This is a genomic window from Niallia sp. FSL R7-0271 (assembly GCF_038005785.1).
Taxonomy (GTDB): Bacteria; Bacillota; Bacilli; order Bacillales; family Cytobacillaceae; genus Niallia.
Map to the genome: position 1 here is coordinate 1,442,090 of NZ_JBBOTZ010000001.1, position 22,954 is coordinate 1,465,043.

General features: G+C 40.2%; 21 protein-coding genes. All 21 read left to right on the top strand.

The features are described 5' to 3' along the window. The first annotated feature begins 6 nt into the window (after window positions 1–6). The 21 genes from MKX82_RS07290 (at window position 7) to MKX82_RS07390 (ending at window position 22,942) form a co-directional block, all read left to right on the top strand. Window positions 7–2,043, top strand: a complete 2,037-nt coding sequence (locus tag MKX82_RS07290) for a chemotaxis protein CheA (RefSeq protein WP_233314380.1) — start codon at window positions 7–9, stop codon at window positions 2,041–2,043. Window positions 2,044–2,089: 46 nt separating this feature from the next. Further along, a complete protein-coding gene (locus MKX82_RS07295) occupies window positions 2,090–2,560 on the top strand; it encodes a chemotaxis protein CheW (protein ID WP_233314379.1) in 471 nt (156 codons plus the stop codon). Continuing rightward, window positions 2,560–3,198 (top strand): chemotaxis protein CheC, encoded by a 639-nt coding sequence (locus tag MKX82_RS07300; RefSeq protein WP_341076060.1) that lies wholly within the window; start codon window positions 2,560–2,562, stop codon window positions 3,196–3,198. Before MKX82_RS07295 ends, MKX82_RS07300 begins: the two co-directional genes overlap by 1 nt. After that, the gene (locus MKX82_RS07305; RefSeq protein ID WP_282581430.1) at window positions 3,198–3,695 is read left to right on the top strand and encodes a chemotaxis protein CheD; all 498 of its coding nucleotides are present in this window, start codon (window positions 3,198–3,200) and stop codon (window positions 3,693–3,695) included. Before MKX82_RS07300 ends, MKX82_RS07305 begins: the two co-directional genes overlap by 1 nt. 540 nt (window positions 3,696–4,235) lie before the next feature. Beyond that, a complete protein-coding gene (locus tag MKX82_RS07310; RefSeq protein ID WP_267913299.1) occupies window positions 4,236–5,000 on the top strand; it encodes a FliA/WhiG family RNA polymerase sigma factor in 765 nt (254 codons plus the stop codon). A gap of 18 nt (window positions 5,001–5,018) precedes the next feature. Beyond that, on the top strand, window positions 5,019–5,324 hold the full coding sequence (locus MKX82_RS07315; protein ID WP_233314376.1) for a hypothetical protein: 306 nt from the start codon (window positions 5,019–5,021) through the stop codon (window positions 5,322–5,324). A 14-nt stretch (window positions 5,325–5,338) separates the two neighbouring features. Then, window positions 5,339–5,923, top strand: coding sequence for a hypothetical protein (locus MKX82_RS07320; RefSeq protein ID WP_341076068.1), 585 nt, complete (start codon window positions 5,339–5,341; stop codon window positions 5,921–5,923). Window positions 5,924–6,065: 142 nt separating this feature from the next. Beyond that, complete coding sequence (rpsB, locus tag MKX82_RS07325) at window positions 6,066–6,767, top strand: 30S ribosomal protein S2 (RefSeq protein WP_233314374.1); 702 nt, start codon at window positions 6,066–6,068, stop codon at window positions 6,765–6,767. 228 nt (window positions 6,768–6,995) lie between these two features. Continuing rightward, window positions 6,996–7,880 carry a translation elongation factor Ts gene (gene tsf, locus MKX82_RS07330; protein ID WP_233314373.1) on the top strand — a complete coding sequence of 295 codons (885 nt, stop codon included), beginning with the start codon at window positions 6,996–6,998 and terminating at the stop codon, window positions 7,878–7,880. A gap of 225 nt (window positions 7,881–8,105) precedes the next feature. Next, complete coding sequence (gene pyrH, locus MKX82_RS07335) at window positions 8,106–8,831, top strand: UMP kinase (protein WP_233314372.1); 726 nt, start codon at window positions 8,106–8,108, stop codon at window positions 8,829–8,831. Next, complete coding sequence (frr, locus tag MKX82_RS07340; protein WP_233314371.1) at window positions 8,831–9,388, top strand: ribosome recycling factor; 558 nt, start codon at window positions 8,831–8,833, stop codon at window positions 9,386–9,388. The genes pyrH and frr overlap by 1 nt, the downstream gene beginning before the upstream one ends. Before the next feature lie 497 nt (window positions 9,389–9,885). Continuing rightward, on the top strand, window positions 9,886–10,662 hold the full coding sequence (locus MKX82_RS07345; RefSeq protein WP_233314370.1) for an isoprenyl transferase: 777 nt from the start codon (window positions 9,886–9,888) through the stop codon (window positions 10,660–10,662). Window positions 10,663–10,678: 16 nt separating this feature from the next. Beyond that, window positions 10,679–11,473, top strand: a complete 795-nt coding sequence (locus tag MKX82_RS07350) for a phosphatidate cytidylyltransferase (RefSeq protein ID WP_233314369.1) — start codon at window positions 10,679–10,681, stop codon at window positions 11,471–11,473. A 74-nt stretch (window positions 11,474–11,547) separates the two neighbouring features. Continuing rightward, window positions 11,548–12,690 (top strand): 1-deoxy-D-xylulose-5-phosphate reductoisomerase, encoded by a 1,143-nt coding sequence (dxr, locus tag MKX82_RS07355; protein WP_233314368.1) that lies wholly within the window; start codon window positions 11,548–11,550, stop codon window positions 12,688–12,690. A 15-nt stretch (window positions 12,691–12,705) separates the two neighbouring features. Continuing rightward, entirely contained in the window at window positions 12,706–13,974 is a 1,269-nt protein-coding gene (gene rseP / locus MKX82_RS07360; RefSeq protein WP_233314367.1) for an RIP metalloprotease RseP, read from the top strand. A 90-nt stretch (window positions 13,975–14,064) separates the two neighbouring features. After that, window positions 14,065–15,762, top strand: coding sequence for a proline--tRNA ligase (locus tag MKX82_RS07365; RefSeq protein ID WP_251644583.1), 1,698 nt, complete (start codon window positions 14,065–14,067; stop codon window positions 15,760–15,762). 178 nt (window positions 15,763–15,940) lie between these two features. After that, on the top strand, window positions 15,941–20,263 hold the full coding sequence (locus MKX82_RS07370) for a PolC-type DNA polymerase III (RefSeq protein ID WP_341076075.1): 4,323 nt from the start codon (window positions 15,941–15,943) through the stop codon (window positions 20,261–20,263). A 285-nt stretch (window positions 20,264–20,548) separates the two neighbouring features. Further along, window positions 20,549–21,019, top strand: a complete 471-nt coding sequence (gene rimP, locus MKX82_RS07375; RefSeq protein ID WP_233314364.1) for a ribosome maturation factor RimP — start codon at window positions 20,549–20,551, stop codon at window positions 21,017–21,019. 193 nt (window positions 21,020–21,212) lie between these two features. After that, entirely contained in the window at window positions 21,213–22,343 is a 1,131-nt protein-coding gene (nusA, locus tag MKX82_RS07380) for a transcription termination factor NusA (protein ID WP_233314363.1), read from the top strand. A gap of 15 nt (window positions 22,344–22,358) precedes the next feature. Continuing rightward, on the top strand, window positions 22,359–22,643 hold the full coding sequence (gene rnpM, locus MKX82_RS07385) for an RNase P modulator RnpM (RefSeq protein WP_233314362.1): 285 nt from the start codon (window positions 22,359–22,361) through the stop codon (window positions 22,641–22,643). After that, window positions 22,640–22,942 (top strand): YlxQ family RNA-binding protein, encoded by a 303-nt coding sequence (locus tag MKX82_RS07390; protein WP_233314361.1) that lies wholly within the window; start codon window positions 22,640–22,642, stop codon window positions 22,940–22,942. The genes rnpM and MKX82_RS07390 overlap by 4 nt, the downstream gene beginning before the upstream one ends. Window positions 22,943–22,954 lie beyond the last annotated feature (12 nt).

The following is a 22,954-nucleotide window of genomic DNA, read 5'->3' on the forward strand; positions in this document are numbered from 1 at the left end:
AACTATATGGAGATGAGTCAGTATTTAGAAGTATTTATTGAAGAAAGCAAGGAGCATTTGCAAACATGTAATGAGCAATTGCTGGAATTAGAAAAAAATCCAGAAAACCTACAAATTGTAAATGAAATATTCCGTTCTGCCCATACATTAAAAGGGATGTCGGCAACAATGGGATATGAAGACCTTGCAAGCCTTACCCACCAGATGGAAAACGTGCTTGATGCAATTAGAAACGAGAAAATTTCTGTTTCTCCAGAAGTTCTCGATGTTATCTTCCTTGCTGTTGATGACTTAGAGGCAATGGTGGAATCAATCGCGAGCGGTGGCGACGGAAAAAGAAACGTAGAAGAAGTTGTAAAGAAGCTCGCAGCAATAGAAAACGGCGAAGCATTTGTTGAGACAGGTGCTGAGGAAGCAGCTGCCGCTGTTGTGGAAGAAAAAGCATTAACGCAAAACAGCTATGACGAATTTGAGATAACAGTTATGCAGCAATCGAAGGAACAAGGCTTCAACGCTTACGAGATTGAAGTGTCACTAAGTGCAAGCTGCTTGTTGAAAGCAGCTAGGGTGTTCATGATATTTGAAGCATTAGAATCATTAGGTGAAGTGATTAAATCTAATCCTCCTGTTGAAGAGCTGGAAGAAGAAAAGTTTGAGAACTCTTTCATGGTTACAATTGTTTCAAAAGAAGAGCCTAGCCAAATTGAAGCGAAAATTATGAAGGTTTCTGAAGTTGAAAAAGTAGTAGTTAAAGAATTTGCTGCATCTGAAGTAACAGTTGCAGAAGAAGTTACAGAAACTGCTCCAGCAGTTCAGGAAACAGCGGTTGCAGCGGTAACACCAAGTGCAGCTCCGAAAAAAGAAGAGGAAAAACCTGCTGCTGTAGCGAAGCAATCAAGCAAAACAATCAGAGTTAACATCGAGCGTCTCGATATTTTGATGAATTTGTTTGAGGAGCTTGTGATTGACAGAGGAAGGCTTGACCAGATTTCGCAAGATCTGCAAGTTCAAGAGCTGCATGAGACAGTGGAAAGAATGTCCCGCATTACCGGCGACCTTCAAAATATTATCTTAAACATGCGAATGGTACCGGTTGAGACTGTATTTAACCGTTTCCCTCGTATGGTTAGACAGCTGGCAAGAGATTTGAACAAAAAAATCAATCTAGAAATCATCGGTGCTGATACAGAATTAGACAGAACGGTTATCGATGAAATCGGGGACCCGCTTGTTCACCTTATCCGAAATGCACTTGACCATGGTGTTGAGTCACCGGAAGTTCGAAGAGCGAACAATAAAAACGAAGAAGGTACAGTAGTCCTAAGAGCCTATCACAGTGGAAACCATGTATTCATTGAGCTTGAAGATGACGGTGCCGGCATCAATAAAGAAAAAGTCCTGCAAAAAGCATTAAGCAAAGGCATTATCACGCAAGAAACGGCTAATAGCTTAACAGATTCACAGATTGCAGAACTTATTTTAGCATCTGGCTTCTCTACAGCAGATAAAATTTCAGATATCTCTGGCCGCGGTGTTGGCCTTGATGTAGTAAAAAGCACGATTGAATCATTAGGCGGAACAATCACAATTGAATCACAAGAAGGAAAAGGCTCCTTATTCTCTATCCAGCTGCCATTGACACTTTCCATCATTTCCGTGATGCTTGTGGAAATTCAGCAGGAAAAATATGCGATTCCTTTATCATCTATTATTGAAACAGCAATCGTCAATAAGAACGATGTGATGCAAGCACATAATCAAACAGTAATTGATTTCCGCGGCAAAGTAGTTCCGCTTCTATTCTTGAAGGATATCTTTGAAGTTCCTGTTACGAAGGAAGAAGAGGAGTTCTATTCTGTTGTTATTGTGAGAAAAGGTGAAAAGCTGGCAGGATTTGTTGTTGACTCCTTCATTGGACAGCAAGAAGTCGTCTTAAAATCACTAGGTAATTATTTGACAAATGCATTTGCTATTTCAGGTGCAACTATTCTAGGAGATGGGCAAGTAGCCTTGATCGTTGACTGCAACGCCCTGATTAAATAACGTCAGAATTCATGCAAAGATAGATTGATAGAGAGGAAGAAATGAAATGGTAGAATCGGTTTCAACAGAAGTAAAACTGATTATTTTCGAATTGAAGGGAAAAGAGTATGCGATTCCTGTTAACGATGTAAGATCGATTGAAAAAATCATGCATATTACGAGAATCCCAAATATTGCTCCATTCGTAAAAGGAGTTATAAACTTACGTGGAGTTGTTACACCAATCATTGATCTGCGCAGGCGTTTTGATTTAGAAGAAATCGAGCATACAGATCAAACAAGAATTATCATCATAGCGATTGAGGACATGGAAGTTGGATTGATTGTAGATGCTGCCAATGATGTGGTTGATGTTAATTCAGACGATTACGAGCCAGCTCCAGAGGTTGTAGGAGGCAAGGAAGTTGATTATATCAGCGGCGTCGTGAAAGTGGACAAACGCTTGCTTATCCTTGTTAACCTTGAAAGAGTGTTCGATCGAGAAGAACTAAAAAAATATGCTAGAAGTGAAGTTTAATGAGCTTTACAGACAAGATTAATTCGCTTCATCTCGACATTTTGCGGGAGATAGGGAATATTGGGGCAGGAAATGCTGCCACCGCTCTGTCAAAGCTTCTTAATAAAAAGATTGATATGAAGGTTCCGAATGTAGAAATCGTTTCATTTGATGAAATGATGGATATGGCAGGCGGATCAGATAATATAGCAGCAGGAGTGTTCCTTAGAATTGAAGGGGATGCTCCTGGCAGCATGTTTTTCATGTTGCCGCTTGAACAAGCGACGAATTTCATCAGAGATATGATCGGTGATGAGACAGTCCAATTAGCTGAACCTCCATATGAAGAATTAGCATTATCTGCTTTGCAGGAGCTAGGCAATATTCTGTCAGGCTCTTATTTATCTGCACTTTCTGACTTTACAAATCTATCTTTATATCCATCAGTACCAGCACTTGCTATTGATATGGTCGGCGCAATTGTCAGCTACGGGCTGATTGAACTTTCGCAAGTGAGCGATTATGCTATCGTCATCAACACTGCCCTCAATGAAGATGAAAAATCAATTTCTGAAATAGTCAAAGGTCATTTTTTCTTACTTCCAGACCCAGACTCTTTTCATACCTTGTTTGAATCATTGGGAGTGAAGCTTGGATGATGATCGATCAGGCTGTTGTTATAAAGGTCGGTATTGCGGATATGAACACAGTAAAAGCACCGGATGTCATTCGTACTTCCGGGCTTGGCTCCTGTGTCGGCATTGTTTTGTATGATGAGAGAAGATCGATTGCAGGTTTGGCACATATAATGCTTCCTGACTCCTCTCTAAGCAAGAGCGGCCCAGTTAATATTGCTAAATTTGCTGATACTGCGATTCCTGAGCTTGTAAACAGACTAGGGGAACTGGGGGCTAGCAAGTTTTCCTTAAAGGCGAAAATCGCCGGCGGAGCGCAAATGTTCCAGTTTAGCGGAACAAGTGATATTATGAGAATCGGTCCGCGCAATGTAGAGGCAGTTAAAAAGGAACTGAATGCACTCAATATTAAAATTTACGGAGAGGACGTAGGCGGCAACAGCGGAAGAACGATAGAATTTAATCCTGCTACCTATGAGCTTGCGATTCGTACTGTAAATAAGGGAACACATATTATTTAAGGATTTATCAGAAATATCCAAAGAATAGGAAAGTCTGTCACTTAAAAGAGTGCAGGCTTTTTTGTTTACCATAAACTATTATATTAATAGTTCAAAAGAACTATATAAAACGAAAAATTCAATCCTTTTTTTTACATAAGGTAATTTTACAACAAAAATAGGTTAAATGTACTATTCCGCAGAAATTTCGACAATGTTAAAGTTTAATAGGTGGAAAGCTGTTTAATCACTTGAAGAAACGGGTTTTCAGCGTCAGTTTAAAAAACTGTTTTAATAAAAATGTAGGATAAGCGGCTTATCAAATTAAAGTAGTACAATTATCTTATTGAGTAGTAAAGTACTATTCTGTTTTAAATAATAAATGATTTGCATAAAAGTCTGCTCGGGTCAGGAATTACCTGAAAGAAAAAGCCTTTCTTACACTTTAGCTGTAGTAGCTTTTGTTTAAAAGAAGGTTTTTAGTATGGGAATGGCTCAGAGCGTTCAAAATAAAGAAATAATACCAAATGGAATGGAAATGCTGTTTTGAGGAGGATGTTTATGGCAAGCGAGACGACGTTAGAGGAGAAAAATGCATGGGAGATGTGGATAACCACTAGAGATACAGATGCGTGCAACACATTGATAAAAAAATATATGCCCCTTGTTAGCTTTCATGTGCAGCGCATTTCTGTAGGTCTTCCTAAGAGCGTCTCAAGAGAAGAGCTGAACAGTTTAGGAATGATCGGCCTATATGATGCACTGGAAAGATTTGATCCTAAACGCGATCTGAAGTTTGACACATACGCGTCTTTTCGCATTAGAGGAAGCATTATTGATGGTTTAAGGAAAGAAGACTGGCTTTCTCGAGGCACGCGGGAAAAGACAAAAAAAATCGAGGCAGCAATTGAAAAGCTCGAGCAGAAAATGATGCGAAATGTGACAGTTCAGGAAATTGCCAATGAGCTCGATTTGTCGACAGAAGAAGTGTACTCGACGATGAATGAACATTTCTTTGCCAATGTCCTCTCCATTGATGAGCAGCTTAATGAATCGGATGAAAAAGAAGGCCCGACATTCGCCATCAGGGATGATAAAACAGAAATACCGGAAGAAAAAGTAATGAAGGATGAATTAATTAAGGAAATGGCATCCATGATTGAGACATTAAACGATAAAGAACAGCTTGTTTTAAGCTTGTTTTATAAAGAAGAGCTTACATTAACCGAAATTGGACAAGTCATGAATTTATCTACTTCCCGTATTTCACAAATCCACTCGAAAGCAATCTTTAAATTAAGACACTCATTAGAGAAGGTCATTTAAAGGGAGTGGGAAAGGGAAATGAGCTTAAAGGCGATTGAAATGCAGGTAGCCTTACCCCGCACATATGATGCTGGGAAAATCCAGGAGCAGCAGGACCAACGAGGGCAATTGATGAATAATCATGCCCTGCAAGCTACCTTGCAAGAAGAATTGAAAAAAAGGACAAGTGTTGTTAAAGGGGAAGAAAAGGGGAATGTCTCCAATAACAACCAACAAGACAGGGAGAGCGCAGATTTGCCGAAAGGGAAGAAGAAACGCACCCAGGAGGAGCTGTCCCTTCCTGATCACCCGTATAAAGGGAATATGATAGACTATAGTGGATAGATTGAGGGAATAAAATGGTTAATTTTCTGCTTGTTTTTAGTATTGCGTTAAATATATTGGCGCTGTTATGCATTGCGCTGTTGTTTATTAGACAAAACAGACTGGCTGCATTTGAAAGCCGACAAGAAAAAGCTTTGGAAGAAATGGAAGAAATCGTTTCGACATTTATTGCGGAAATAAAAGAAGAGAACGAATTGTTCCTGCAAAGAATTCATGAGCTTGATGAACAGCCGAAAAAAAGCCTGGAAGAAGCTGCCGAAGAAAAAGAGGACAAGAATGAGGAGCCTGCTTCATTTACAGTGCCAAAGGCGAATCCTTATGCAGCAGCAGTCAAATCCTATCAAACTTATGACAGTAACATAAAGCCAGATGATGTGGAAGAACTATTGGATCTTATTTTACCGCAAAGCGAAGTTCTTGCTGAAGATGACTCAATAGTAGAAGAAATAGAGCAAGAACCAAAGGAAATGTCCCTGCTTGAACAAGTTATAGAGCTTGAGAAGCAAGGCGAAACGATTGAACAGATTGCCAAAAAATTAAACAAAGGTAAGACAGAAATAGAGCTTTTACTGAAATTTAGACAAAATAATCAGGAATAGCTTGATTGTCTATCATACATATGCTATATTAAAAAACGGTGTTAATACACACGCTTTTGGATTTAATCATTGGTGCTGTTTATACAGTTTTGATTAAAAATGATAAAGGCGGAGGAAAACAAAACCATTAGGAGGAACAAACATGTCAGTAATCTCAATGAAACAATTGCTTGAAGCTGGTGTACACTTCGGTCACCAGACTCGCCGTTGGAACCCAAAAATGAAAAAATACATTTTCACGGAGCGTAACGGCATCTACATCATCGACCTTCAAAAGACAGTTAGAAAGGTTGAAGAAGCTTACAACTATGTGAAAGAACTTGCTGGTAACGGCGGAACTGTTCTTTTCGTAGGAACTAAAAAACAAGCTCAAGATTCAGTTAAAGAAGAAGCTATCCGTTCTGGTCAATACTATGTAAACCAACGCTGGTTAGGTGGAACTTTAACTAACTTTGAAACAATCCAAAAACGTATTGCTCGTTTGAAAGAAATCGAAAGAATGTCTGAAGACGGTACTTTCGAAGTACTTCCTAAAAAAGAAGTAGTTCAATTGAACAAAGAGCTTGAGCGCTTGGAAAAATTCTTGGGCGGAATCAAAGAAATGAAAAAAATGCCAGATGCATTATTCATTGTTGATCCACGCAAAGAGCGCATTGCAGTTGCAGAAGCGCATAAATTGAATATTCCAATCGTTGGAATTGTTGATACAAACTGTGATCCAGACGAAATTGATGTTGTTATCCCAGCGAACGACGACGCAATCCGTGCTGTGAAACTATTAACTGCAAAAATGGCAGATGCTATTCTAGAAGCTAAACAAGGCGAAGAAGTAACAACTGCTTAAGTCAAATAACTGTGTCTGCTAGAAAAACGAACAGCGCATAGAGATCACAATATGGTCTTTATCAACCTAGTAGTCTTTTGCTAGACACACTAGTTTAGGGACTTGTGAAAAAGGTGATAAAGAGCAGCCCTCTTATCACCTTTTTTTAAAGAGAATTGCTTAAAAGCAATAATAAATGGAAAAACAATAAGTATACGTACATACGGAAAATACAAGGAGGCAATTAACATGGCTGTAACAGCTCAAATGGTTAAAGAACTACGTGAAAAAACAGGTGCTGGTATGATGGACTGCAAAAAAGCACTTACAGAAACAAACGGCGACATCGAAAAAGCAATCGATTTCCTTCGTGAAAAAGGTATCGCTAGCGCTGCTAAAAAAGCAGACCGTATCGCTGCAGAAGGTACTACTTACATCGCTGTAGAAGGTAACGAAGCAGTTATTCTTGAAGTGAACTCAGAAACTGATTTCGTTGCTAAAAACGAAGGTTTCCAAGTGCTTGTTAAAGAACTTGCAGCACATCTTCTAAGCAGCAAGCCTGCAACTGTAGAAGAAGCTGTAGCTCAAAACATCACTGAAGGAACTACTGTTGAATCTCACATCAATGCTGCTATTGCTAAGATTGGCGAAAAGCTTTCATTACGCCGTTTTGAAATCAAATCAAAAACAGACAGCGACGCTTTCGGTGCTTACCTTCACATGGGCGGACGCATCGGTGTTCTAACAGTATTAGAAGGCTCTACTGATGAGTCTGCAGCTAAAGATATCGCTATGCATATCGCTGCACTAAACCCTAAATACGTTTCTCGTGACCAAGTTTCTCAAGAAGAAGTGGAACACGAAAGAGAAGTATTAACTCAACAAGCTCTTAACGAAGGCAAACCAGAAAACATCGTTGCAAAAATGGTAGAAGGCCGCCTTGGCAAATACTTCGAAGATGTTTGTGTTCTTGACCAAACTTTCGTTAAAAACCCAGACCAAAAGGTTCGTCAATTCGTTGAGTCTAAAGGTGCAACTTTGCGTGAGTTCGTTCGCTACGAAGTAGGAGAAGGAATCGAAAAACGCGAAGATAACTTTGCTGAAGAAGTAATGAACCAAGTTAACAAAAAATAATATTTGTCGGATTCAATATAGGAACACTCCTGTGTTCCTTATATTGTGTATCATTCATGAAATGGTTAGTTGATTGGATGCGCTCTTCTTCCAAAACCACTGCTTTTTCCATCTTGGAAGAAAAGCAGCATGGAATGGCTAAAGAATGGTGTTTCGACAAGTTTAAGAAGGGGAGCACATTGTGTTCCCTATTTTTAAAGACATTTAATACATACGGAGGTTTCCATGAGTAATCCAAAATATAAACGTGTTGTTCTAAAATTAAGCGGGGAAGCTTTAGCTGGCGAAGCTGGTTTTGGCATTAATCCTGCTGTCATCAAAAATGTAGCGGAGCAAGTGAAGGAAGTTGCTGAACTAGGTGTAGAAGCTGCCGTTGTAGTCGGCGGCGGGAATATTTGGAGAGGCAAAATCGGTGAGGAAATGGGCATGGACAGAGCAAATGCCGATTATATGGGAATGCTTGCCACTATCATGAACTCATTAGCCTTGCAGGACAGTTTAGAACAATTAGGTATTGAAACACGTGTACAAACATCAATTGATATGAGACAAATAGCTGAACCTTACATCAGAAGACGTGCGATTCGCCACCTAGAGAAAAAACGTGTTGTTATTTTCGCTGCAGGAACTGGAAATCCGTACTTCTCCACAGATACTACTGCTGCATTAAGAGCTGCTGAGATTGAAGCAGAAGTTATCTTGATGGCTAAAAACAATGTGGACGGAGTTTACTCTGCAGATCCTAGAGTAGATAAAAACGCAACTAAGTATGATCAGCTGACTTATTTTGATGTGATTAAAGATGGACTTGCTGTCATGGATTCAACTGCATCATCCCTATGTATGGATAACGATATTCCACTGATTGTATTCTCTATTATGGAAGAAGGCAATATTAAAAGAGCAGTTATGGGTGAAAAAATCGGAACATTAGTAAGGGGGAAAAAATAATGCCAAAACAAGTCATTTCAAGTACAAAGGAAAGAATGGATAAAGCAATCCAAAGCTATTCACGTGAACTTGCAAGCATCCGTGCAGGAAGAGCTAATGCAGCCCTTCTAGATCGCATCAATGTGGATTACTACGGAGCGCCAACACCAGTAAACCAACTAGCTGGAATCAGCGTGCCGGAAGCAAGACTGCTTGTCATTCAGCCTTACGATAAATCAATTCTAGGTGAAATCGAAAAAGCTATTCTAAAATCAGATATTGGGTTAAACCCAACGAATGATGGTAATATCATTCGCCTGACTATCCCAATGCTTACAGAAGAACGCCGTAAGGAACTGGTTAAAAACGTTAAAAAAGAATCAGAAGAAGCGAAAATCGCTATCCGTAACATCCGCAGAGATGGGAATGACGATTTGAAAAAGCTTGAAAAGAACGGTGAAATCACAGAAGATGCTTTGCGTGGTTACAGTGATGATATTCAAAAGCTTACAGATGATTACATTACAAAAGTGGATGCATTGACAAAAGAGAAAGAAAAAGAAATTCTAGAGGTATAATAGAAAGTTTGCTGCCAAAAAGGGAAGCGAATTTGAATTTACCAAAGCCTTTTTCACTCTTTCTATCGCTAAGGAAGATATAATGCAGACTTTAATGGTTGCATGCCAGAGATGAATTCAATTAAGATTTCGTAACCTCTCGGGTAGCCAGTGCTTTCTCATCTTATTCCAGTAATAAGGTAGCGTTAAAGCTTCTGGGCAAGAGGGTGCGTAAAAGACCCTGTTTTATATGCCTGAATGATTGGTTAGGGCTTTGTCTAAACTAAAGAACCCTCTATTATTAGGGGGTTTTTCGCTTTATTATAAGCTATTTGTATTTTTGGTTGCTTATGCAGTCTAGTTTCCTATAAGATATAAAGGGAACATTGTAAGCCTACCCTCACTGTTTTTGCGCATACAAGGAATGTGGATGTTTTTCTACTTATATAAGAAAAAGCTAAAGTAACATAAGAAGGATATAATTGATGTGAGAGGATCTACTTTGGAGGAACAATAGTATGTTTAACAAATTAAGGTTATGGAAGACGGGGACCACTACTAATACTCTCCAAGACCAGATAAGCAAAATAAAGCAGCAGAAAGTTCCGGAGCATGTCGCTATCATAATGGACGGCAATGGCAGATGGGCTAAAAAAAGAAAGCTGCCAAGGATAGCTGGCCATCATGAAGGAATGAAATGTGTCAAACGCATTACGAAGATGGCTGATGATTTGGGGATAAAAGTTTTGACCCTATATGCCTTTTCAACAGAAAATTGGAAACGGCCGAAAACGGAAGTTGATTATATCATGTCACTGCCTGAACAGTTTTTAGGAACCTTCTTGCCGGAGTTAATTGAGAAGAATGTTCGCGTGACTGCCATTGGATATAAAGAAAAGCTTCCGGAACATACCTTAAAAGCATTGGATAATGCAGTGGAAAAAACAAAAAATAATACTGGCTTGAATTTGAATTTCGCTTTGAACTATGGGAGCAGATCGGAAATTCTTCAAGCGGTAAGCAACATCGTAAAAGATTGTCAAAACGGAAGTATGGAAGCAATGGACATTACAGAAGAAGTCTTTTCATCTTATTTGATGACAGGCGGACTGAATGATCCGGATTTGCTGATTCGCACAAGCGGCGAAATCCGTATAAGCAACTTTATGCTGTGGCAGCTTGCCTATACAGAGCTTTGGTTCACAGATGTCCTCTGGCCGGATTTCAAAGAGGAGCATTTAATCGAAGCTATTGAAGTATTCCAAAGTCGCCAGCGGCGTTTTGGAGGAGTCTAATAAGGGTTGTGAATGTATGAAACAGAGAACTATTACAGGAGTGATTGCGGCAGCTATTTTTATCCTGTTTATCTTGCTTGGCGACATGCCATTGGTGCTGTTTACATTTTTAATTGCGGCCATTGGTTTATACGAGCTGCTGAAGATGAGAAAGCTTCCGCTTTTATCTTTTAGCGGCATTCTTTCCTTGCTGGTGACATGGATATTTATATTGCCAGATCAATACAGCGGTTTTCTAGCACATTGGAACTTGTCAAAAACAGAAATAGGCTTGCTTGCCATCATGCTTTATTTAAGCTATATGGTTGCATCTAAAAACAAATTTACTTTTGATGATGTCGGCTTTTCCGTCCTTTCTGTCCTTTATATGGGTGTCGGTTTTCATTTTTTTGTGCAAATTTCAAATAATGATCTGACTATCCTCGTTTACTCATTATTTATTATTTGGGCGACAGATTCAGGTGCTTATTTTATTGGACGAGCTATCGGAAAAAGGAAGCTTTGGCCGGAGATTAGTCCGAATAAGACTGTTGAAGGCTTTATCGGAGGCATTGTTTGTGCCGTTATCGTTTCAGTTCTATTTTATGTGTTTGGCTACATAGAATGGTCTATAATACCGTTTATTACAATCATCTTGTCTATTTTTGGACAAATTGGTGATTTGGCAGAATCTGCGCTTAAACGCCATTACGGTGTTAAAGATTCTGGTAAGATTCTTCCGGGACATGGCGGCATCCTGGATCGTTTTGACAGTTTACTGTTTGTTTGGCCGCTGCTGTATTTTATTTTAGATATAGTAGGTAAGATATAATCAGCATTTAAGTTTGAAAAATGCTGTGAATTTACGAATGAAGAAATATAGCAACATGGTCTGGGAGTGAGACAGTGAAACATATCAGTTTATTAGGTGCAACTGGTTCGGTAGGAACACAGACGCTGGATGTCATAAGAGAACATCCCGATAGCTTTAAGCTTGTCGCCTTTTCTTCAGGCAGAAATATAGAGCTGACAAGGCAGATCATCGCAGAATTCCAGCCAGCATTAGTATCGGTTACTGAAAAGGAAGACTGCGACAAATTAAAGGTTGAGTTTGCTAATACCAAGTTTACGTTTGGTCAGGAAGGTTTGGTAGAGGTAGCAGTCTTTGACAAGGCGGACATACTGGTGAATGCTGTGCTTGGAAGTGTCGGTTTATACCCTACTTTACAGGCAATTGAAGCAAAAAAGACAATTGCAATTGCCAATAAAGAAACATTGGTGACAGCTGGTCACTTGGTGATGGAAGCAGCGAAAAAGAATAATGTTCCCATCCTCCCTGTTGATAGTGAACATTCAGCTATTTATCAATGCTTGCAAGGTGAAAAAGAAAAAAATATTGAACGCTTAATCATAACAGCCTCAGGCGGCAGCTTCCGTGATTTATCGAGAGCAGACCTGCAGCATGTGACAGTAGAGGATGCCCTAAAGCATCCAAATTGGTCAATGGGTGCGAAAATCACGATTGATTCTGCAACAATGATGAATAAAGGCTTGGAGGTTATCGAGGCATTTTGGTTATTTGCATTGCCTTATGATCAAATTGATGTCTTATTACATAAGGAAAGCATCATCCACTCTATGGTCGAATTCCATGACAGCAGTGTCATTGCTCAGCTTGGCACACCAGACATGAAAGTGCCTATTCAATACGCGCTGACATATCCGGACCGCCTTCCCCTTCGATCGTCAGAACGTCTCGATCTTGCAAAAATCGGGAAACTGCATTTTCAGGAGATGGATCTTGAACGGTTCCGCTGTCTGCATTTCGCGATTGAAGCGGGCAAAGCCGGCGGTACGCTGCCAACCGTTTTAAATGCTGCCAATGAAGTGGCTGTTTCCAGGTTCTTGAAAGGGGAAATCAGCTTCTTGCAAATTGAAGAGCTGATTGAAAGAGCGTTGAACAATCATCGTCTTATCGCTAATCCAAGCCTTGCCATTATCCAAGAGGTTGATCAAGAAACGAGAAAAATTGCAAGCACACTTCTATAAAAAGGTGGTTATATATTGTATACAGTAGTTGCTTTTATTATCATTTTTGGTGCGTTAGTGTTTTTTCATGAGCTCGGACACTTCGTATTTGCAAAAAGGGCAGGTATCCTGTGCCGTGAATTTGCAATTGGATTCGGTCCAAAAGTCTTTTCTCAAAAGAGAGGAGAAACAACGTATACCATTCGTCTTCTTCCCTTAGGCGGATTTGTCCGGATGGCTGGGGAAGACGCTGAAATGATTGAAATTAAAGCAGGACATCGGATTGGGCTGCTTTTTGGCAAAGATGGATCAGTGGAGAAAATCATTCTTAATAACAAAGAAAAGTATCCGAATGCAAGAATAATTAATGTTGAAGCTGCCGACCTAGATCACGATTTAACGATCAAAGGTTATGCAGAAGATGATATGAATGAAGAGCTGCAAGTATTCCGAATTCATAGAGAAGCGGTTATCATCGAAAATGGCATTGAAACACAAATTGCGCCATATGATCGTCAATTCAATAGTAAAACTCTATGGCAACGCACATTGGCTATCTTTGCAGGGCCGATGATGAACTTTGTTCTAGCTTTCGTTGTGTTTGTTATCATTGCTTTAACACAAGGAATGCCTTCCAATGAGCCGAAGCTTGGCAAATTGACAGAGGATGGTGTAGCAATCACTGCAGGCTTAAAAGAAGGAGATACCGTATTAAGTATTGACGGACAATCTGTTTCTTCTTGGGAGGATGTTGTCTCTATCATTCAGAAGAGCCCAGGTGAAGAGCTTGAGTTCCTGCTTGTCCGAAACGGGCAGGAAATGACTGTTGACGTTACGCCTAAAGAAACGGAAGTGGAAGACGGAGAAAAGATCGGATTAGTTGGTGTATACAGCCCGATGGAAAAATCCCCGTTAAAAGCATTCCAATACGGTGTAACAGAAACCTATACATGGACGAAAACGATCATTGGAGCAGTCGGTAAACTGGTAACAGGACAATTCTCCATCGATGCGTTAAGCGGACCTGTGGGAATCTATAAATCAACGGATACGGTCGCTCAATCAGGTATATACTCATTGATGAGATGGGCGGCTATCTTGAGCATTAACTTAGGTATCATGAACTTGCTGCCGCTGCCGGCTCTTGACGGCGGAAGATTGATCTTCTTTGCTATTGAGGCAATCAGAGGCAAGCCGATTGACAGGCATAAAGAAGGAATTGTTCACTTTGTTGGCTTTGCATTGCTGATGCTGCTAATGATTGTGGTAACGTGGAACGATATTCAGCGTTTCTTCCTTAAATAATCAATTAGTTAATCTGTGAATGGGTGAGGAGAAAATAGACCTCACCTTCATTCGTGATTTGTTTGAAAATAAAAATAGAGGTGCTAAATAATGAAGCAAAGTAAAATGTTAATCCCGACTTTAAGGGAAGTGCCAGCAGACGCAGAAATTAAAAGCCATCAGCTGCTTTTGCGCGCAGGCTATATCAGGCAGAATGCGAGCGGAATATATTCTTATTTGCCATTAGCAAATAAAGTGCTGAAAAAGATTGAACAAATTATCCGTGAAGAAATGGATAATTCAGGATCAGTCGAGCTGCTAATGCCTGCTATGCAACAAGCAGAACTTTGGCAAGAGTCTGGCAGATGGTATTCTTACGGACCAGAATTAATGCGTCTAAATGACCGTAATAATCGTGAATTCGCCCTCGGTGCAACACATGAGGAAGTAATCACAAGCCTAATTAGGGATGAAATTAAATCATATAAGCGTTTGCCTTTATCTCTTTATCAAATTCAAACGAAATTCAGAGATGAAAAGAGACCAAGATTCGGGATTTTACGTGGCCGTGAGTTCATCATGAAGGATGCTTATTCCTTCCACAGCTCTCACGAAAGTCTTGGGGAAGTGTATGATGCAATCTTCCAGGCATATTGCAATATTTTTGAAAGATGCGGTTTGAACTACCGTGCTGTTATTGCAGACAGCGGCGCTATGGGCGGAAAAGATACGCATGAATTTATGGCACTTTCCGATGTTGGAGAGGATACAATCGCTTATTCAACAGAATCAAACTATGCAGCTAATATTGAAATGGCACCAGTGCTTGCTGTATATGAAAAAGAGGATACACCTCAAGGCGAGCTTGAGAAGGTAAAAACAGAAAACGTTAAAACAATCGAGCAAGTTTCAGCTTTCTTGAATGTTTCAGAAAATAAATGCATCAAATCACTTCTATTTAAAGTGGACGACAAGCATGTACTTGTATTAGTTCGCGGAGATCATGAAGTGAACGATATTAAATTGAAAAACTTGCTTGAAGCATCAACTGTCGAGCTTGCTGATGCGTCCGAAACAAAGAATATTCTAGGCTGCAGTGTTGGTTCACTCGGACCAATCGGCGTTAAAGATGTGGAAGTAATTGCAGATAATGCGGTTCAATATGTTGTTAATGGTGTTTGCGGAGCAAATGAAGAAGACTATCATTATACGAATGTAAACCCAGAAAGAGACTTTGCTGTAAGTCAATATGCTGATTTGCGCTTCATTCAAGAAGGGGATGTTTCTCCAGATGGAAAAGGTACAATCGTGTTTGCAAAAGGAATTGAAGTTGGTCATGTCTTTAAACTAGGAACTCGCTACAGTGAAGCAATGGGTGCGAGCTATCTGGATGAAAATGGCCGTTCTCAGTCTATCATCATGGGCTGCTACGGTATCGGTGTGTCTAGAACAATGGCTGCAATCGTTGAGCAATTTAATGATGAGAGAGGCATCGTTTGGCCAAAAGCAATCGCACCATTCGATCTGCATCTGATTACAGTTAATGCTAAGGACGAAGCTCAAACAGAATTGACAGACAAGCTATATAATAGCTTGAAGCAAAACCGTTATGATGTGCTTGTTGATGATCGTGCGGAAAGAGCGGGAGTAAAGTTTGCAGATTCTGATTTGATCGGTTTGCCAATTCGTATTACTGTCGGCAAAAAAGCGGCAGAAGGAATTGTAGAACTGAAAGAAAGAAGCAGCGGCGATGTTCATGAGGTTCATGTTGATAATCTGCTTGAGACTCTTGCAAAGCTTTCCAACTAAGTTTTACAGCTACAGCGACAAGCTGTAGCTTTTTTTATGGTGTAAATAGGCTGCCAACCGTTCTTTAAATTGCCAACATTTAAGCAGCCTTTTATTCAATAAGAAAAAATAGATTATGATATAATGTAGCTTGGTAGAGCACCAATAAAAGAAATATAGAAAAGTAAGGGGAGAACAAATGGCAGAAATAGAAGGGAAATTGGAACGATTTCAATTGCTATTGCAGCAGCTTCAATTAACAGATGATGCGATTGTTACCCATTTTCGTAACGCTAAAATAGATAAAATAGTCATTGAAAGAAAAGCGAAAAAATGGCATTTCCATTTCGCGTTTGAAAGCATTATTCCTTATAACATTTATCAATTGTTCACAACTAAACTTGTCAGCAATTTCGAGCATATTGCAACAGTGACATTCAATATAAATGTTCAATCAAGCCTTGCTGATGAAATACTTATAAGGGATTATTGGTCTGCATGTATTGAACAAATGCAGGGAATTGCACCGCCGCTCATTAAATTGCTTAATGAACAAGTGCCGAAAATTCAAGGCAACAAGTTGACGATAACAGTCAATAACGAAATGGAAGGACTGGCTATTAAGCGCAAATATGCTGATTTAATTTCAAATGCTTATCAGTATTTTGGTTTTCCAGCTATGATGATCGATACAGAAGTGGCAACTCAAGAGACGAATGACGCATATGCCCAGTTCCTTGAAGCGAAAAGACTGGAAGATCAAGAAAGAGGAAAACAGGCCATGCTTGATATTCAGAAGATGGAGGCTGACAAAGAAGCTGGCGATGCGAGCATTCCATCAGGTCCGCTTACAATCGGCTTAACAATTAAGGATGACAGCGACTACCGCCGACTTGAGGAAATTGTCGATGAAGAAAGACGAGTGACAATTGAAGGATACGTGTTCTTCGCAGAGACGAAGGAGCTTCGCAGCGGCAGAACATTGCTGACATTCAAGATTACCGACTACACTAGCTCCATCATGGTGAAGATGTTCTCAAGAGACAAGGAGGATGCAGCGTTATTCCAGCTTGTTAAAAAAGGAATGTGGCTAAGGGCGCGAGGCAGCATTCAGAACGACACCTTTGTCAGAGACTTAGTGATGATCGGGAATGACTTAAATGAAATAAAGCCAGTCGAAAGACAGGACACAGCTAAAGAAGGCGAAAAAAGAGTCGAGCTTCATCTCCATACTCCAATGAGCCAAATGGATGCTGTTTCGTCTGTTGGCGCGCTTGTCGGCCAGGCGAAAAAATGGGGTCATAAAGCGATTGCTATAACCGATCACGCAGTTGCCCAATCCTTTCCGGAAGCCTTTGGTGCCGGAAAGAAAAATGGCGTGAAAATCCTTTACGGAGTCGAAGTGAATCTAGTCGATGACGGTGTGCCGATTGCATATAACGAAAAGGATCTGCATTTAGAAGATGCAACATATGTCGTGTTTGACGTAGAGACAACTGGGTTATCTGCTGTTTACAATACAATCATTGAATTGGCAGCGGTGAAGATTCATAACGGAGAAGTTATCGACCGCTTTGAATCATTTGCAGACCCTCATCACAGATTGTCGGCAACTACCATTAATCTGACTGGGATTACAGATGATATGGTCCAAGGTGCGCCAGAGATTGGTATCGTCCTGCGCAAATTCAAAGACTGGGCTGGAGACAGCATACTTGTTGCTCACAACGCTTCCTTTGATGTCGGATTTATTAATGTCGGCTATCAAAAGGCTGGAATGCCAAAATCAGATAATCCTGTCATTGATACATTGGAACTAGGAAGATTTTTGTATCCAGAGATGAAAAACCATCGATTGAACACACTTGCGAAAAAGTTTGATATTGAACTGACACAGCATCACCGTGCCATTTACGATGCAGAAGCAACGGGATATTTAGTGTTGAAAATGTTGAAGGATGCACAGGAAAAAGGCATCACCAATCATAATCAGCTTAATGAGAATATGGGACAAGGCAATGCCTATCAAAGAGCCCGTCCATATCATTGCACACTGCTAGCCCAAAATGATGTTGGTTTGAAAAACCTATTCAAGCTAGTCTCAATTTCTCACTTGAATTATTTCTACCGTGTGCCGCGCATACCGCGTTCTGTCCTGCAAAAGCACAGAGAAGGATTGCTTGTCGGCTCGGGCTGTGATAAAGGAGAAGTATTTGAGGCAATGATGCAAAAAGCGCCGGAAGAAGTGGAAAGTGTGGCGCCGTTTTATGATTATCTGGAAGTAATGCCGAAAGAAGTATATGCCCATTTAATTGAAATGGAGCTAGTACAAAATGAAAAGGCCCTTGAAGAAATCATCGGAAATATCACAAAGCTCGGTGAGAAACTTGATATACCTGTTGTCGCAACAGGAAATGTCCATTACCAAAACCCGAACGACAAAATTTACAGACAAATACTCGTCGGTTCTCAAGGCGGAGCTAACCCGCTGAACAGGCATAAACTTCCTGATGTTCATTTCAGGACTACAAATGAAATGCTTGACGGCTTCCGCTTTTTAGGAGAAGACAAAGCAAAGGAAATCGTCGTTGCCAACAGCAATAAGATTGCCGATATGATAGATGAAATCAAGCCGATTAAAGATGACTTGTACACACCGAAAATTGAAGGCGCAGATGAAGAAATGCGCGAAATGAGCTACAGCATGGCCCGAAGAATATACGGGGACGAATTGCCAGAAATCGTAGAGGCAAGGCTAGAGAAAGAGCTGAAAAGTATTATCGGCCATGGATTCGCCGTTATCTACTTGATTTCTCATAAACTGGTGAAGAAATCATTGGATGATGGATACTTGGTAGGATCACGTGGATCTGTCGGATCATCCTTCGTTGCCACAATGACCGAAATCACAGAGGTTAATCCGCTTCCGCCTCATTACGTTTGTACAAGCTGTAAGCAATCAGAATTCTTCAATGACGGATCAGTCGGTTCAGGCTTTGATTTGCCAGATAAGGACTGCCCGAATTGTGGAATTAGATATAAAAAAGACGGACATGATATTCCGTTTGAAACCTTCCTTGGGTTTAAAGGGGATAAGGTACCTGATATAGATTTGAACTTTTCCGGGGAATACCAACCAAAAGCCCATAACTATACAAAGGTGCTGTTTGGTGAGGAATATGTTTACCGTGCAGGAACGATAGGTACTGTTGCGGATAAGACAGCTTACGGATATGTAAAGGCATATCAGCAGGATAATAATCTGCAAATAAGAGGTGCGGAAATAGATCGTCTTGCATCAGGCTGTACTGGTGTAAAACGTACTACAGGTCAGCATCCAGGGGGAATTATCGTAGTACCTGATTATATGGATATTTACGACTTTTCACCTATTCAATTCCCGGCAGATGATAGAAATTCTGAATGGAAAACGACTCACTTTGACTTCCATTCCATTCATGATAACCTGCTTAAGCTTGATATACTTGGACACGATGATCCGACTGTTATCAGGATGCTACAGGATTTGAGCGGGATTGATCCGAAAACCATTCCGACAGATGATCCGGAAGTAATGAAAATCTTCAGCGGTACGGAGTCACTTGGTGTTACAGCGGAACAGATTAATTGCAAAACAGGTACTTTTGGAATACCAGAGTTCGGAACAAAATTCGTCCGACAAATGCTTGAGGATACAAAACCAACTACATTCTCAGAGCTTGTCCAAATCTCTGGACTTTCACATGGTACAGACGTTTGGCTCGGCAATGCACAAGAGCTTATCCACAATAATATCTGTAACCTGAGTGAAGTTATCGGCTGTCGTGATGACATCATGGTTTACCTGATATACCAAGGTTTAGACCCGGCATTTGCCTTTAAGATCATGGAAAGTGTCCGTAAAGGTAAAGGTCTAACTGATGAGATGGAAGAGGAAATGCGTAAAAATGAAGTGCCGGAATGGTACATTGATTCTTGTAAAAAGATAAAATATATGTTCCCGAAGGCGCATGCTGCGGCTTATGTCCTCATGGCCGTAAGGATTGCCTATTTTAAAGTGCATCTTCCGCTTCTTTACTATGCAGCATACTTCACAGTAAGAGCAGAAGATTTTGATGTAGACGCCATGGTGAAAGGCGCCCAAAGCATTAAAGCAGTTATAGATGAAATCAGCGGCAAAGGTCTTGATGCATCTACTAAGGAGAAAAACTTGCTTACAGTTATGGAGCTTGCTTTCGAAATGGTAGAGCGAGGATTCTCTTTCCAAAAAGTCGATTTATATAAATCAAGTGCTTCTGAATTCATTATTGAAGGAAATACTCTTATTCCGCCGTTTAACAGTATTCCAGGCCTTGGAACAAATGCGGCATTGAATATTGTGCGTTCAAGACAAGACGGCGAGTTTCTGTCTAAAGAAGATTTGCAACAGCGCGGAAAAGTGTCTAAAACTATCATGGAGTACTTGGATAACCATGGCTGCTTAGCTGACATGCCGGACCAAAACCAGCTGTCACTATTCTAAGACAGTTTGTTAATTTAGGGAAAAGGCAGGCGGAGCCTTGCTGTATCAGAGTTCTATTTGCATAAATAGTGCGGTTATGGTATAGTTTAGTTGGAAATACTAAAGATAACTTTCGCGAATGGAGAGTGGGGCAACCCACTCTTTCCTATTGTACGCACCTTTTTACGGGTGGTATTTTCTATTTGGAAAGCGAAAAATTATTAAACAGGTTAGACAAGAAAAGCATGCTTGAACAGTCTGCATTCTTGCCTCAATAATTGTTCCTTGCTTAAGGAGGGAAAAAGTTTGAGCAAAGTAACAGGGATAGTCGAAGAAATGGTTAACCCAATATTAGAAGATCTTAACTTAGAACTAGTTGACATTGAGTATGTAAAAGAAGGTCCTAACTACTTTTTGCGCGTCTTCATTGATAAGGACAATGGTGTAGATATTGATGAGTGTGCTGCGGTCAGCGAAAAGCTAAGCGAAAAACTGGATGAACTGGATCCGATTCCAGAAAACTATTTCCTAGAGGTTTCTTCTCCTGGTGCCGAAAGACCTTTGAAGAAGGATAAGGATTTCCAAAAGGCAATTGGGAAAAATGTACATATTAAAACATATGAACCGATTGACAACGAAAAAACCTTTGAAGGAATCCTTACAGGTTTTGATGGCAATGTTGTCACAGTAGAAGTGAAAATCAAAACTAGAAAAAAAACCATTGAAATTCCTTATGAGAAAGTTGCTAAAGCTAGGCTTGCAGTGAGCTTCTCGTAAGAAATACGAAGTGCTTTGGCAAAATTTTATAGCAAAGCACTTTTGCACTTATTTTATTTTTGCGTCAAGCCCTTAAACCTTCGACACTTAATAGTCAGGCCCGACTTTTAGTACTGACTCGTAAGTTGTTTTGGTTTGGTCAAAGGGCTTCCGCTCTATATTTTCCGTTGAGGTTAAAGGGGGATACACTCTCATGAGCAGTGAATTAGTAGATGCTCTTGTATTGCTTGAGAAAGAAAAAGGAATTTCGCGTGATGTAATTATTGAGGCTATTGAAGCCGCACTTATTTCTGCATACCGCCGAAACTTCAATCAAGCACAAAATGTTCGCATAGATTTAAATTTAGGTTCAGGTACAATGCGTGTATTTGCACGTAAAGAAGTGGTGGATGAAGTTTTTGATCCGCGTTTGGAAATTTCATTGGAGGATGCTCAAAAGGTAAATCCAAACTATGAAGTGGAAGATGTCGTGGAACTGGAAGTGACTCCAAAGGACTTCGGCCGAATTGCTGCGCAAACAGCTAAACAAGTTGTTACACAGCGTGTTCGTGAAGCGGAAAGAGGAATCATCTATTCGGAATTCATCGACCGTGAAGAAGATATTATGACAGGTATTGTTCAGCGCCAAGACAGCAAGTTCATTTACGTGAGCTTAGGAAAAATCGAAGCGATTCTACCTGCAAATGAGCAGATGCCAAATGAATTTTACAAGCCTCATGACCGTATTAAAGTATTTTTGACGAAAGTTGAAAAAACAACAAAAGGTCCACAAATTTATGTGTCTAGAACACATCCTGGCTTGCTAAAAAGATTGTTTGAAATGGAAGTTCCAGAAATCTATGACGGCACTGTAGAAATTAAGTCTGTTGCTCGTGAAGCTGGTGACAGATCTAAAATCTCTGTACACTCTGAAAACGAAGAAGTAGATCCAGTAGGTTCATGTGTTGGCCCTAAGGGAACTCGTGTACAGACAATTGTTAATGAACTTAAAGGGGAAAAAATCGATATCGTCCAATGGTCGCAAGATCCAAAGGTGTTTGTTGCTAATGCTCTAAGCCCATCTAAAGTGTTGGAAGTAATTGTAGATGAGGAAGAAAAGGCAACAACTGTTATCGTTCCTGATTATCAGCTTTCATTAGCAATCGGAAAAAGAGGTCAAAACGCTCGCCTTGCTGCTAAGCTGACTGGCTGGAAGATTGACATCAAATCTGAAACAGATGCAAGAGAAGCTGGGATTTATCCAACTGAAGCTTCGCTGTTAACGTTTGATGACAATGATGAGGAAGAAGAGGATTTTCGCTTAAACAGTGAAGATTTAGATTGATTGGGGTGAATGAGTGTGAACAGCAGAAAAAAAGTACCAATGCGCAAATGTGTTGCTACAGGTGAAATGAGACCAAAAAAAGAACTAGTTCGCATCGTTCGCTCGAAGGAAGGTCTAGTATCTGTTGATTTAACTGGAAAGAAATCAGGACGCGGAGCATATCTTTCTAAGGATAAAGAAGCAGTGCTTTTAGCCAAGAAAAAGAATATTCTAGGAAATCAGCTTGACGTTGCAATTGAAGATTCTGTATACGACGAGCTGCTTGATTTAATAGAGAAGGAGCAAGGACAATCCAAATGAACAATAATCAATGGATGTCATTACTTGGCTTAGCATATCGAGCGCGGAAAATTACCTCTGGTGAGGAACTTACCGTAAAAGAAATTAGAAGCGGAAATGCAAAACTAATATTATTGTCGGAAGATGCTTCACAAAACACGGCCAAAAAAATAATGGACAAGTGCCATTCCTATAAAGTGCCGTTTAAAATGGTACCTAACCGGGAAGTGCTTGGACAGTCAATAGGCAAAGAAGCAAGAGTGGTTGTCGCTGTTTTGGATAATGGATTTGCAAAAAAACTTTTAACGCTGCTCGATTAATTCTTGCGGGGG